The following is an 11,960-nucleotide window of genomic DNA, read 5'->3' as shown; positions in this document are numbered from 1 at the left end:
CGGTCACTACAGGCTGTATTCATCGGATGATTCTGGCCCTGTCGCGAGTTCCTGTTGATGTTTGATCGTCGTTGTGCCCGTTGTGGTTCCACCAGCTTCCGCGCTGATCGATCGCTTGGTGGCCGCCTGGTTTGTTCCCACTGTGGAGTTCCGGCGGATCAACAGGTGCGACGATCAAGCGGTGGAGGACGACCAATCCGAACGTCCGGAATCAGATCCGGTGGTTTCTGGTTCTGGATTCTGCTGGCTTTGGTCGCTTTGGGTCTCGTGCTGTTGTTTCAGTCCGCCTGAGTGATTTCATCGAGTTTGTTGACCAGCATGGACAGTGCTGATGCCAGAGGACGCTCCTGATTCAATTTTCTGCTCCAGAGCCGACCACAGCGAATCTGTTCGGGGCTGGCCAAAGTCATGTCCTGGCCTTCAAGCAGTTGAAGCTGTTGAAGTGGCACGTTGAGCTTGCCTGTGAACACGTGGACGATGCGCTGCTCATCCTGATGCCTGAACCAGAAGTTCAGTTGATCCGGACACCAACCGATCTCTTCGTCGAGTTCTCGTCGTATAGCGATGAGCGCGCTTTCTCCGGGCTCGAGATGTCCACCAAACAACCCCCAGCATCCAGGCGCAACGATCTTTGGGTCTTCATCACGCAATTGCAGTAGCCATCGGTCTTCCTTCTGAAGCATTGCCAGTGCGACTTCAACGGTCATCGCTTTCTTCAGTTGAGACCGAGACATTCGTTCTAGGTCTGGAGAGTGATGTGAAGGTGTCGAGATTCATCAGAGGTATAACAGCTTTCTTAAAAATGTCTGTCGGAGTCAAACCTACTGCGTTCCGTGCTGAATGCCAGCTCTGATCTGGCTTGGGATGACAAGTCATTTCAGCCATAGCATTGCGACAATCGGTTGGGTCCAGCCAATGACAAGTGACCACGGCTCAGCCACCATTCACAGCATGGAATTCGAACAATTCGTCGCCAAAATCAGGAGCCTCGCCTCGGACTCCAAAGAGCGCATCGCACTGGCTGAAAGATGTCCGGACCATGAAGCGCGAATTCAGGTCGGCTTGGGTCACGCCAAGAACATCCCTCTCAAGGGAAATCTGCTTGAGGCTGATTTTGCTGGCGATGGCAAGCAGTTCTCGCAGGATGAGTTGAGTTACATGAGCGATGACCAGGCATCGATGTTGGCCGGAATGGTGTTCATGAAGCTGTTTCCCAAGGCTGCTCGTATCTCTGAAGACGATATTCTTGAAGTCGAAGATGAAGATGAATCATGGTCTGGAACCGTTTACACGGGTGAAGGAAACGGTTGGGTGTTCGCATGGGTGATTGAAAAGAACGACAATGATGAATATCTGATCTCATTTAGTGATTATGAGGATGATGATGATGCGTAATGCTTGTTGCAAAAGCTCTTTTCTCTGGATACTGATTTTTGGCCAACAGTTGTTTTGATTTAAAGCTTTATCCTGGTCTGATCATGAAAGCATATCGGGCATTGATTGGGTCATGTAAAATCGAAATTGATTTTTGGCTTGGCAAAACCAAAAGAGAAGCAAACTGTATATGTCTTTTGTAAGGCCAGCGATGCTAACTCATGTGCTCATGAGCAAGCTGCCTGAAGTCGGTCAACGCAATGTTGAGCGACATTTTGAATCATGTTTGCTGAGAAAAATACCACTCTGGTTATGACCAGTGCATCTCAATCCGTTTTTTATTGGAATGATGAGCAGCTTTTTGGGTTTTGATGGGTGCCTCGCCATCCCCCGTGTCAAGGCATACCCACAAGAAAAGCCGCCCTCCGTGAGAGGAAGACGGCTTTTCTGAATGATGCTCAAACCCATTACTCAGACGGCTGAGTAGGGCGGGTCGAAGCGTCTGGCTGTATGGCTTGTCGGGCCAGTCAGGCAGCTTCTAATTGGTGCTCAGTTGGACCGTCGTTACTCATTGAACTCCTCCAAATCCCGTTGATCTGATCACTATCCAACAGCGATGGGGGCTTTGGCATCAGTCGAATCGCTCATTGCTTTTTTTGCGCATGAAGTCCCAATGTGGTGATGACCGTTTGCTTTCAGCCATAAGACGCGGTCGAATCACTGTTCATCACCAACGCCATCGAGTGCGTGCAGAACGTGGGTTACTGCAATCGCGTTGACCCAGTGCAAGGAGACACCGTCAACATTTGCCACTTGCAAGAGAGACTTGGCTCTGGGTTTAAGGGCTTCGCTCTCACATCAGATGATTGGTCCCATTCACCAGTCATCGTTGAAGAGCCCAGCACTGTGCTGAGAAGTTCCGACTACCACGAAGTTTCCTGGTCTGATCTGACTGCCAGCAAGTCAGGCGCGGGCCGTTGCAAGCCCTGAGAGTGTGTAGGTGTCACTTGTCTGCCACCCATGGCTTCACCCTCGGTACAAACGTTCTGGCAGTCGGCGGGTCGGCGGGCAAGTGAACCCACTGGAAAGCAACAGATTTGACCGCCGTCAGCCGCCTATCTTTCGTGCTTATGGGGAACTCCACGTGGTAGCCAAGCAATCCACCACACAGCCCAACTGTCGTTGTTGGGTCTGGTTTAGGGGAGGCTTAGGAGTTGAATCCGAGTGGATCAGTGGTTTTTATGGAGCTCCATCGACCCTTGGAGGCATCCGCATCGAGAGAGGTGACTACGTCGCCTCCCGTGTAGCTGATTGGCGGGTGGTGTTTGAAGAGCCCGCAGACATCAATGTTGGCCCCGAGATTCCTGAAGGGGCTGAATGGAAGCTTGTACCGACTGACCCAAGATGATGACGATGACCAGGAAAGAAACAGAGCATCATGTCTGAACAACGTAGTAAACTTCACTCCAAAATCCCAACTTATTTAGTGGCTGTTTGTTCAGCATTTCTTGTTGCTTTATTTCACTTGGAATATACTGGCCATTTTTTGGTCGGTTATTCTTTTTTGGTTGGCCTTATCGCAGGTGGATTTGGTTGGCTATTGGCATGGGGACTGTGGCGATTTTGGATTGTTTTTCCATACAAGCGAGTTTTTAAGCTTAGGGTGAAAGTATATTTAGAGGATTAATCTCGTTGGGCTGATGATGTTATGCCAATTCATTGGTCAGCAATAATCAAAGCTGGCTGATTATGTACCGATCAATATTAGTGAGTTACTACTGCCGGTATTCGTTGCTAGCCAGAGACATTCAACGCAAATCGGGTTAATACTGTTTTCGCTTGTACTTCGCGCTAAGACTGATCCATTACGTTTCTGCTAATGCTTCCTGAACAACTTACAGGCCTTATGAAGGCTGAACCTATTGTAGTTGCCCTAACGGCTTCAATTTTCACCACGTCAGTAGCAACTGCACAGGTTGTCCCCCCACTATCAAAAAGCTTTGTTGAAGATAGCGCTGACAGAATCAGCAGTTTTTCTTTGGGATATGGTGCGGGAGTGGCAAACTATATGTGTTATGAAGCGCTGAAAGGCAATCTCTCTAAAATTGATGGAGACGAAATCTTAGCCAAATATCAACTTTGGTTTGAAAATCAGAATCTATATCAATTTGATCAATTCATAAAAGGCTATAGATTGGAAATGGAAAATTTTAATAAGATTTTTTCAGGTAATCATTGCAAATTTACATTTTAAACGCTGGTTACTCCATGAAGAGAGTCTCGCAGCAAGGTTTTTTTGGAAGTTGGATGCGATGATAATTTGATAGTTGATTGAGAGCTGAATCACATGCTGAAATGGCATTGATATCAAATTCAGATGCTCAATACAGGCATTCGTGTGGATGAGTGGCCGCAGTCATAATTTAGTGACCTCTTCCGTACAGGCACCACCATTGCCTACACCAGCAACGATTTTCAGTTCCTCAGCGCCGAGTTCAGTGATTCCATCCACTGAAAGCTCATAGCTACTCATTCTGGCGCTATCTAAAAAAGGTTGTGCATTCCTCTCGCTGTTCAGTTCTTTTTGAAGATTTTTGTTGCCTTTGATATGGGCTAGGAATTTTTTAGTTGTTCTTCTTGCATTGGAACTCACCAGTCCGAAAATGAATGCTCCTGGCGAAGCAAATGACACGACCAATCGTTTGTGCCCAGGGGCCTCGTTGCCAACGCCGCTTCGATTTGATCTGAGGTTGCCCAGAGCTAACGATGAGGCCTTGTTGTCGACCCCAGTTGTTCGTACCGGTGGCGGGTCTGAGAATATGGTCTGCAGAGAAGCAAAAGTTCGCTGTTGGTCAAGTGAGCGCGCGCTTATTTACTTCATATGTTGATTGATTCTGCCCCAGCTGTCGCATTCGTTGCGGAGTTTCAACTTTGTCGATCCGCGTATGCCAAATGCAAACCATTGGGGCCATCTCTTTATTTTAATTTGATGCTGGTACCATTTGAGCTAGAGTTCTATTAGTCATATCAGCATTCATGAGAATGCTTAATCCAATCATTACTGTTATTTGATGGGAAACTAGATGTTTCCTGTCTTTGCTTTGATAAATATCAAAGTCGATGCGTATATTCTTCTATGATTAAAGCCAGCCTGGTTGAAAGCATGTCAACCTCATTCAGAAAGAATTCTTGAATGGCTCTGAGACTCTACAGACGTGGTATCAAGCAGGCAGAGGAAAAATCAGGTGGAACTCAATAAAATCCCTTATTTACATATGGGACTTAGAGAAATTCTTATATTATTTCCCACCTCAGATCAATCGATTGCGAACTTAGATTGCTTGCTCGAGCCACCGTCTCTTTCACTTTTAGTCAATACGAGGTAGGGACGGCTGGACCTGGTCCTGGCATGAACCGAAAGTCAAAACTTATACGACTCTGATTTGTAGTGTTGATCTTTGATCCATGGCCACGATTCACACCATCAAAGATTAAAGCCTGCCCCGGGCTCAATGTTAGTGGCTTGAAATCCTTGACATCAACGTCGCTTTCAACCCAGAGACTATTGCTTCCCCATACCTTTGTCAGAGGAACCCAAACGTTCATTCTTCCGTCTTCAACCCCAAAGTCTCGATCTTTATGAAAAACACTACTTCCTCTGCCGCAGTAGTGAAAGCGAAAGGATGGTGGACTCTGGTATGAGTCAATACTTCCTAGCTGCCCTATAATAATATCGGATACAAATAAACGATAATTCTCAACGATTTCATTGAAAGAATCAGTCAATTGATTTGATGTGGGGCTTTTGTTTAACAGTTTAACTCTGTTTGATGCATGTACATCTTCCAGGTTTGAAACGCCTAGAACTTTACATGCCCATTCCTGAAACTGGTATTTGCTCGTGTCGTAATTCAGAATTTGTTGTTCCATGAAATCAACTTTATGCACCAATTATCAATTGCTTGAGCGGAGTTTTTAGTTCTTAATAATGGTTTTAACAATGCAACAATTTTTATCGATGAATCCTACTGCGCTGGGTTTGTGCATATGCGCAAATTTAATTCTGTTGTTGCAAAGATATCTATTCAATGTTTCGGCTGCAATCATGCTTTTCACCTTGTTTCGTGATCTAGGGGAAATTGCTTGTTTGTCGGTATAAGTCGCTTAGTTACGAGCGGTTTCCAGCTGGAGAGAAGGACCTAGGTCATTATCCGATTTGCTGGAATATTTATCGGACTTGAGGATTCACTGATTAGCTGATGAACTGTGATCGATGATGGTGAAAGTTCAGACTGTCTCAAGATATTCCAGGATTATGGACTCAGTGACAAGTATTTTGATCCTTTTAATCGCAATCTGATGCTAATTCGTTCAATTTCCTTCGTTATTAGACCGAAGTACTCGAATGAGTCTGTAGAATCCGACTGTGCCTTTATGATTGATGGGCAGTCGAATACTCAGGCAGTAAAATAGAGTTCAATGCCGATACAGAAATTGGCGCAGTACCTCTATCAATTAGCGTATTTGATGTCGATCCAGCAGTATCCATCAGTGAAAAGTCTCTTATGGGTGATTGATTAGATGCAGCTTTGGTTGACGGGCTGACGAGGACTTTTGTTGCGTGAGCACCCCATTGTGGTCTCTATCAGAGGCTTGAGAACCAATTAGGTTAATGTTTGCTGAAGAGTCACATCAATCCCTCACTAGGCTGCGATTTTTGTTGCCATCAACTTGGCGTACACCTTGATCAGTTCGTTGCTAAGACTGTTGTAACGACTATCCCCTCATGTCTCTAGAACAACTCAAAGCTTTTTTAGCAAAAGTCAGTGTTGACAAGGGTCTTCAGGAGAAGCTTAAAGCGGCAGCTGATAGAAATGCGGTTGTTGCTCTTGCTGCACAAGCAGGTTTCAGCATTACTGCTGGTAATCTCGAAGAAGCAGAGTTAACGGAGCAAGAGCTGGAAGGCTTAGCTGGTGGTTTAGATCACACCAATACCATTGGCAAGCACTGTTGTTTAGAGACAGCTGGCCAACACTGCCCCAAAAAATAGTACATATAAATCCATTGATTGAGGCTCTACTAATCAATCTCGATTGATTCTTCTGGTTCTCAATTGATTATATAAACCTTGTCAGCCTGAAGATGGTTTGGCATTGTTTCATGCATTTTACTTTTGAATTAAGTTGGAGATTGACCGGAGGTGTGGAATCAAGTAAGTTGCTATATTTGCCTCAGAATATAGCTATAAATTTGTACATTTTATAGGTATGTCTCGGATTGTTCTCACTTTTCATCGTGATGGTTTCAGTGGCTCTTAAATTAGAGTGATTCAGAGCGCACTAGATAAGACTGTTTCATGATTCTTCGATTTATGATTTGTCAATTGACGGTTTAAATCTGAAACGCAGGATTCACAGGGGCATCCTTCAGACATGTCTTAAAGTTTTTTTGCCAGCTCTGTTATCGGCTTCCTGAGGTCATTCACTAAAGATGTAGGGTTTAATTTTTGGATTATTCTAGAAATTAACTGGTATCGATAGCGGCTCTGAGCTTTCATTGAAGGCTACTGTTATCTCAGGCGTTCCCAAGAAAGCTTTTAGTTGGTCCTTTGATTGGATATTGATTTTTATAGCAGTTTTAGCAGCGCCCCTCTTCCTGTTTGTCAGTGCTAATACATAGCTTGCGAAATTCCGTCCGAAATTGCATGTTGAAGAGGATGTAGCGGCTGAATTATGTACAATAAGACACTTGTCGTGGATTTATAATTATGTGCCTGTGACTTTTAAGGCTTATGTTTAACGATCTGATATTCATGCTTGATTTATATCTTTGATAGTCTGAACGCTGCATAGTCTGATAGTTTTTATCAGCCAATTATTCTGTGCACGCGAGTGTATTAGGTCCAATTGCGCAAGTTCCACCTGATCCGGAAAGACTTTCCAGCTGTTGTCCGCTGAGCATTTCGACTTGGTCATTTCCGATCTCGTGACCATATTCCCTTGCAATCGCTTTTATTTCATCAGAGGATTCAGCTGCTTTTAGCCTCTCCAGAAGACTTTTGTTTTCTTTGATCTTCTCTAGGAACGTTTTAAGTTGCTCTTCTGGCATGGAAAGTACATTTCTATATTATTTATAGCAATAGTCTTTTGCGATGTCTAGACCGGATGAGTTTTGCGCATAATTCTGATAGTGATTGATTCTAGATTTATGGTTGACTGGATGGTTTGTCGAGTTGACTTTTATATCTGCAGGTTGTGTTGATGATTATCGGCAAAAGTTTCTCACGAGTTCTTAGATTAAACAGCATCGATCTTAGTTGTTCATCTGCACCACCTCATCACAACACTCATATATACCACCCCTTCAACATTATTTTTCCATTCCAGGTTCTGTCATCTATGACTTCAGCAGTTCCCTCAAGCTCTTCGTCTGATGATTTTGATTGAGTAATTCTCAGATCGTTATCAGCCATTGTCAATCCACTTTCTTTCGCAATGGCCCTTACTGCATCAGCATCAGCTGCTGATTTGATCTTGTCTTGAAGATCCTTGTTTCGTTTCACTTTTTTCAATCAATGCATTTAGTTGTCAGTTTGGTAGGTTTGCCGCTTTTGTTATCTCTTCATAGTAACCGTTGTCTACTTTAGCTTTGAGAATGTTATTAACCTCTAATGCCCCAGGAATAACAAAATTTTATACTAGCTTTTGATCGCCAGTGATTCCACAATAAAAGGTTATTTGAGTCAATTTTCCCTTAGATTACTCTGTTGGGCTTTATCGTTATCGACTAAACCAAATCTCGGTTTTCTTGAAACATGCACATCCACCAGCCGCTCCTTCCAGTTCTTTATCTGAAACCTCCGATTGAATTTTCTTTAAATCATCCGCAGAAATTATAAATCCCTCTTCCTTGGCAATTGAGACAACGGTTTCGCTATTTTCAGCATCCTCGATCTGCTTTTGAAGAATTGCATTGTCTTTGACTTTTTCAAGGAAAGCTTTGAGTTGTTCTGCTGACATGAGTGGCAGGATTTTTCACTGTTATAGCAAAGGTTTGCTGAAATGTCTTTGGTTAACAATTAATGTGCTCATATATGCCAGGTCTTGGAGGCTGATTGACGGACTTATGGGTGTAACTGATGCAAGTAAAAATCCTCAAATAACAGTTTTTGCCGATAATGAGAGACTGACTCAACCTTGTCTACTCATCGTGTAAATCTCCCTGTCCCTCTAGGATTGTGCACAATATATTGCTACCAACTTATGCATAATGAGAATCGTAGACCACTGCTGATAATAGACAACACTGCTTGCCTCCAGCCAATCCTTCCAGCTCCTCTTCTGACATCTCGGTCTGAATGTCATCAGCAGAAATCATAAACCCAGCCTCTCTTGCAATCTCAAGAGCTGCATCAGAATCAGCAGCTGCTTTGAGCTTCTCCTGAAGGCTGGTGTCGCCTTTGACCTTATCTAGGAAAGCTTTGAGCTGTTCCTCGGACATAGCTACTAGATCATTTAGTCTTTATAGCAATGATGCTTTGAAGTGTCTTCAACTGAAGGCTATTGGACCAGTCGAGTCAATTGTTGAGGGAAAATTCATCGATCATCGAGAGTGTATTTAAAGCATGAAGAATGTTACTGTTTCATGGTTATGTCTTCTGATTTTTGATTAGATTATTTTATTGCACGTAAAAGTATGCCCAAATAGGATTTGTTTCAGATGTCTTGTCAAGGTATCGATGTGCATCCTGTTTGGTTGTAATCACTTGCAATTGTCAAGAAGAATACTCGTACAGGTCTTTTGTTGTGTAAACCCACTGCCAGCCACTTTTTCAAGTTCACCGTCTGAAAGTTCTGATTGAGTTTCGAAATCATCAGTAGAAATACTGAATCCCGCCTCTTTCGCAATCGCAACTACTGCATCAGCATCAGCAGCTGCTTTGAGCTTTTCCTGAAGGCTGGTGTCAGCTTTGACCTTTTCTAGAAAGGCTTTGAGTTGCTCTTCTGACATGGGTGGCAGGTCTGTTCAGCAGTCATAGCAGCGGTCGGCTGTTGGCAATTAAAAAACCCGCACTTGGCGGCGCGTACTTGGTCTCACTCAATGAGAGGCCTGCGTTCAGTTTTTACAACCATCTTTCCAGAGGTGAGAGACAGCGATCGAGCGGTCGATCCAGATTGCCGAGGTACCTTCCCCCAGCAGTAGCTTCCAACTCTTGATCAACGAGCGGTTGAGACTCGGCCGGGGTGTATGTTGGAACAGCTTCCTTGATGTGCAACGAAGCATTGAAGATTGAAGTAGTCATTGTTTTAAAACTGATAAGTGTTTGAATTGTTTTGGTGAGTTGCCCCTCGACTCCTTCATGATCACATCTCTTCTGGTGAAGCCCACTGTCCAGCTCTGGTTCAGAACCCAAGAGGTCGTGGTGAGCTTCTGGTGAATTGTTCAGATCTTTTCACTACATAGGTAAGTAGGGTGTCTATTCGCTTGATCTCTCTCCACCTGTGATCAATCGTGCCATGTATCGGGGGCTGATTTATGAGCTTATTGGCGAGATTGAAGAAGTAAAAACCTCAGCTGCGGCAGGGGCTCTTATGAGTAAACTTCTCTATAAAACAAGTCCCCTTCGTTCAGTTGAATGAGTTACTAGTCGTCCAACTCGATTGGTAAATGGGAAACACATATGTTCCCAGAATGAGTTACTCCACACCCCAACAGCCGCGCCATGTACATAAGTATGTGCTGTTACCTCCAGCCGCCCTTTCCAGCTCATCATCTAAAAGTGAATTCCGAACGTCATCAGCAGAAATTAAAAAACCAGACTCTTTCGCAATTGCAAGAGCTGCTTCAACATCAGCAGCTGCCTTGAGCTTCTCCTGAAGGGTGATGTCAGCTTTCACTTTTTCTAGGAAAGCTTTGAGTTGCTCTTCTGACATGTGTATGAGGTTGGTTCTGCATTCATAGCAAAGCTATTTCGCATTGTCTTCAGCTAATACGTACAGCGCTCAATCGTGTCAGGGATTAAAGGCCTATTTATGTGGTTAGTCAGGCTATTGAAGAAATCAAAAATCCCTATCGATGCAGGATCTTTGGGGGATAATGAGTACAACTCTTCTTACTGTGTCAAGCAGCAGCCCTTCTCAGTACAATCTATATACCCGCCTGCAGTATATCCGCCCCCAGCCATACCTTCCAGTTCCCCTTCTGTCATCGATTGAGTGCTCTTCAAATCGTCGGCAGAAATACTAAACCCAGCCTCTTTCGCAATTGCAAGAACTGCATCTGAATCAACGGCGGCTTTGAGCCTTTCCTGAAGACTGGTGTCGCCTTTGACTTTTTCAAGGAAGGCTTTGAGTTGCTCTTCTGACATGGCTGCTGGGAGTCTTTAATAGTTATAGCAAATATCTCGCAGTGTGTTTAACCAATAATTACTGCGATCAATGGTGCTAGTTATTGAGGTTAATTTGCGGGATTAGTCAGGATATTCAAGCAATGATCACCCGTGTTAATGCACGGGCTTTGCTGGATTGAAAGTACAACTATATCAGCATCCATAGCCAGATGTATCACAGCCAGGCTCCCGCGTATAACAGACAGTAGCAGCTTCCACCGTACAGTAATCCCCTCCAGCCGCACCTTCCAGTTCAGCGTCCGTCATGTCTCCATATGTCTGAATATCCTCTGCAGAAATAGAAAATCCTACATCTTTAGCAATGGTGATCGCCTCTTCTGGAGTGGTGGCAGCATTGAGTTTCTCCTGAAGCCTGGTATCTTCTTTGAGTTTTTCGAGAAACGCTTTGAGTTGTTCTTCTGACATGGGTAGCAGGTCTGTTCAGTAGTCATAGCAACGGTCTGCTGAAGAGGCTTTTGATAATATATACTGCACTTAATCGTGCCAGGTATCGGGGGCTGATTGTTGGTCTTTTTGGAGTGATTGAAGCATTAAAAAGCCCCTGCGTTTGCAGGGACTTTGATGAGTAGGCTTCAGGGCAGTAGAGGTAATCTTAGTCTCCAGGACTAATCCAGCCAGCCGAAACCAGTCCCACAATCTTTTAATACCGTGTTTGTATTTTTCCAGAAACTGTCTGCGCTACCACCAGAAACGCCTTTAAGCTTTTCTTCTTAAATCTCCGATTTAGTGTTATCCAAGTCGACGGCAGAAATCATAAATCCCGCCTCTTTGCAATCGCAAGAGCTGCTTAAACATCAGCAGCTGCTTTGAGCTTTTCCTGAAGGCTGGTGTCAGCTTTGACCTTTTCTAGAAAAGCTTTGAGTTGCTCTTCTGACTTGGGTGGCTGGCCAGTACAGAAGGCTTAGCCATGGCCAGCTGCAGCGTCACCCGAACTCCGGGCACCATCCGGCCTGGTCTTGCCAGGTGGGAGTCCAGTGGCGGCAACGCTTGATCAGGTGATCGCCCTGCTGGAGCTGCTGTTGCCTGAGATTGCAGGCCACCATCGTTCGGCAGTGGCCATCCACTCCATAGGCGAAGTGCTGGCAAGTCAGGCAAATCCGGGCTCCTTTCCAGTTCTGCAGCTCTTTCTCGTCCACAAAGTCCCACTCCTCCATCGCTCCTCTCTGCTGTAGTGCAG

19 protein-coding genes and 2 pseudogenes are annotated in these 11,960 nt (G+C 44.6%); 7 read left to right on the top strand and 14 right to left on the bottom strand.

Annotated features, from left to right (window positions below; all coding sequences use genetic code 11):
- The first annotated feature begins 57 nt into the window (after nucleotides 1–57).
- Nucleotides 58–291, top strand: coding sequence for a transcriptional regulator (locus SynBIOSE41_RS09570; RefSeq protein WP_186537642.1), 234 nt, complete (start codon nucleotides 58–60; stop codon nucleotides 289–291).
- On the opposite strand, the gene SynBIOSE41_RS09565 is transcribed toward SynBIOSE41_RS09570, so the two are convergent.
- Complete coding sequence (locus tag SynBIOSE41_RS09565; RefSeq protein ID WP_255475695.1) at nucleotides 279–734, bottom strand: NUDIX domain-containing protein; 456 nt, start codon at nucleotides 732–734, stop codon at nucleotides 279–281. The two genes, SynBIOSE41_RS09570 and SynBIOSE41_RS09565, sit on opposite strands and share 13 nt — an antisense overlap.
- A gap of 217 nt (nucleotides 735–951) precedes the next feature.
- On the opposite strand from SynBIOSE41_RS09565, the gene SynBIOSE41_RS09560 reads away from it, so the two are divergent.
- The gene (locus SynBIOSE41_RS09560; RefSeq protein WP_066905538.1) at nucleotides 952–1,395 is read left to right on the top strand and encodes a hypothetical protein; all 444 of its coding nucleotides are present in this window, start codon (nucleotides 952–954) and stop codon (nucleotides 1,393–1,395) included.
- A 696-nt stretch (nucleotides 1,396–2,091) separates the two neighbouring features.
- Here the strand turns inward: SynBIOSE41_RS09560 and SynBIOSE41_RS18365 are convergent.
- A pseudogene (locus SynBIOSE41_RS18365) lies at nucleotides 2,092–2,220 on the bottom strand (hypothetical protein); the annotation flags it as partial.
- Nucleotides 2,221–2,518: 298 nt separating this feature from the next.
- On the opposite strand from SynBIOSE41_RS18365, the gene SynBIOSE41_RS09550 reads away from it, so the two are divergent.
- From SynBIOSE41_RS09550 to SynBIOSE41_RS09540, 3 genes are all read left to right on the top strand, one after another.
- Nucleotides 2,519–2,782, top strand: a complete 264-nt coding sequence (locus SynBIOSE41_RS09550; protein ID WP_186537640.1) for a hypothetical protein — start codon at nucleotides 2,519–2,521, stop codon at nucleotides 2,780–2,782.
- 30 nt (nucleotides 2,783–2,812) lie between these two features.
- Nucleotides 2,813–3,061: a hypothetical protein gene (locus SynBIOSE41_RS09545; protein WP_186537639.1), complete on the top strand. Its 249-nt coding sequence runs from the start codon at nucleotides 2,813–2,815 to the stop codon at nucleotides 3,059–3,061.
- A 192-nt stretch (nucleotides 3,062–3,253) separates the two neighbouring features.
- Nucleotides 3,254–3,628 (top strand): hypothetical protein, encoded by a 375-nt coding sequence (locus SynBIOSE41_RS09540; protein ID WP_186537638.1) that lies wholly within the window; start codon nucleotides 3,254–3,256, stop codon nucleotides 3,626–3,628.
- A 162-nt stretch (nucleotides 3,629–3,790) separates the two neighbouring features.
- Here the strand turns inward: SynBIOSE41_RS09540 and SynBIOSE41_RS09535 are convergent, their stop codons facing one another.
- Entirely contained in the window at nucleotides 3,791–4,066 is a 276-nt protein-coding gene (locus SynBIOSE41_RS09535; protein ID WP_186537637.1) for a Nif11-like leader peptide family natural product precursor, read from the bottom strand.
- Between the two features lie 680 nt (nucleotides 4,067–4,746).
- Nucleotides 4,747–5,304 (bottom strand): hypothetical protein, encoded by a 558-nt coding sequence (locus SynBIOSE41_RS09530; protein ID WP_186537636.1) that lies wholly within the window; start codon nucleotides 5,302–5,304, stop codon nucleotides 4,747–4,749.
- An 856-nt stretch (nucleotides 5,305–6,160) separates the two neighbouring features.
- Here SynBIOSE41_RS09530 and SynBIOSE41_RS09525 point away from each other — a divergent pair.
- Entirely contained in the window at nucleotides 6,161–6,424 is a 264-nt protein-coding gene (locus SynBIOSE41_RS09525; protein WP_186537635.1) for a Nif11-like leader peptide family natural product precursor, read from the top strand.
- Between the two features lie 824 nt (nucleotides 6,425–7,248).
- On the opposite strand, the gene SynBIOSE41_RS09520 is transcribed toward SynBIOSE41_RS09525, so the two are convergent.
- The 5 genes from SynBIOSE41_RS09520 to SynBIOSE41_RS09500 form a co-directional block, all read right to left on the bottom strand.
- Nucleotides 7,249–7,482: a Nif11-like leader peptide family RiPP precursor gene (locus tag SynBIOSE41_RS09520; protein WP_186537634.1), complete on the bottom strand. Its 234-nt coding sequence runs from the start codon at nucleotides 7,480–7,482 to the stop codon at nucleotides 7,249–7,251.
- 238 nt (nucleotides 7,483–7,720) lie between these two features.
- A complete protein-coding gene (locus SynBIOSE41_RS09515) occupies nucleotides 7,721–7,936 on the bottom strand; it encodes a Nif11-like leader peptide family RiPP precursor (protein ID WP_255475694.1) in 216 nt (71 codons plus the stop codon).
- A 217-nt stretch (nucleotides 7,937–8,153) separates the two neighbouring features.
- Nucleotides 8,154–8,393: a Nif11-like leader peptide family natural product precursor gene (locus tag SynBIOSE41_RS09510; RefSeq protein WP_186537632.1), complete on the bottom strand. Its 240-nt coding sequence runs from the start codon at nucleotides 8,391–8,393 to the stop codon at nucleotides 8,154–8,156.
- Between the two features lie 241 nt (nucleotides 8,394–8,634).
- Complete coding sequence (locus SynBIOSE41_RS09505; protein ID WP_186537631.1) at nucleotides 8,635–8,874, bottom strand: Nif11-like leader peptide family natural product precursor; 240 nt, start codon at nucleotides 8,872–8,874, stop codon at nucleotides 8,635–8,637.
- A 261-nt stretch (nucleotides 8,875–9,135) separates the two neighbouring features.
- Nucleotides 9,136–9,384: a Nif11-like leader peptide family natural product precursor gene (locus tag SynBIOSE41_RS09500; protein WP_186537630.1), complete on the bottom strand. Its 249-nt coding sequence runs from the start codon at nucleotides 9,382–9,384 to the stop codon at nucleotides 9,136–9,138.
- 491 nt (nucleotides 9,385–9,875) lie between these two features.
- Between SynBIOSE41_RS09500 and SynBIOSE41_RS17830 the strand changes: the two genes are divergently transcribed.
- The gene (locus SynBIOSE41_RS17830; protein ID WP_222930529.1) at nucleotides 9,876–10,013 is read left to right on the top strand and encodes a hypothetical protein; all 138 of its coding nucleotides are present in this window, start codon (nucleotides 9,876–9,878) and stop codon (nucleotides 10,011–10,013) included.
- A gap of 57 nt (nucleotides 10,014–10,070) precedes the next feature.
- Here SynBIOSE41_RS17830 and SynBIOSE41_RS09495 read toward each other — a convergent pair whose 3' ends face one another.
- From SynBIOSE41_RS09495 to SynBIOSE41_RS09475, 5 genes and pseudogenes are all read right to left on the bottom strand, one after another.
- The gene (locus tag SynBIOSE41_RS09495; RefSeq protein ID WP_186537629.1) at nucleotides 10,071–10,307 is read right to left on the bottom strand and encodes a Nif11-like leader peptide family natural product precursor; all 237 of its coding nucleotides are present in this window, start codon (nucleotides 10,305–10,307) and stop codon (nucleotides 10,071–10,073) included.
- A 179-nt stretch (nucleotides 10,308–10,486) separates the two neighbouring features.
- The gene (locus tag SynBIOSE41_RS09490) at nucleotides 10,487–10,741 is read right to left on the bottom strand and encodes a Nif11-like leader peptide family natural product precursor (RefSeq protein ID WP_186537628.1); all 255 of its coding nucleotides are present in this window, start codon (nucleotides 10,739–10,741) and stop codon (nucleotides 10,487–10,489) included.
- Nucleotides 10,742–10,915: 174 nt separating this feature from the next.
- A complete protein-coding gene (locus SynBIOSE41_RS09485; protein ID WP_186537627.1) occupies nucleotides 10,916–11,188 on the bottom strand; it encodes a Nif11-like leader peptide family natural product precursor in 273 nt (90 codons plus the stop codon).
- Nucleotides 11,189–11,570: 382 nt separating this feature from the next.
- Nucleotides 11,571–11,621: pseudogene (locus SynBIOSE41_RS18360) on the bottom strand (hypothetical protein); the annotation flags it as partial.
- An 85-nt stretch (nucleotides 11,622–11,706) separates the two neighbouring features.
- Entirely contained in the window at nucleotides 11,707–11,937 is a 231-nt protein-coding gene (locus SynBIOSE41_RS09475; protein WP_186537626.1) for a hypothetical protein, read from the bottom strand.
- Nucleotides 11,938–11,960 lie beyond the last annotated feature (23 nt).

Source organism: Synechococcus sp. BIOS-E4-1 (genome assembly GCF_014279995.1).
GTDB lineage: Bacteria > Cyanobacteriota > Cyanobacteriia > PCC-6307 > Cyanobiaceae > Synechococcus_C.
This window is presented reverse-complemented; position numbering and strand designations above follow the sequence as displayed.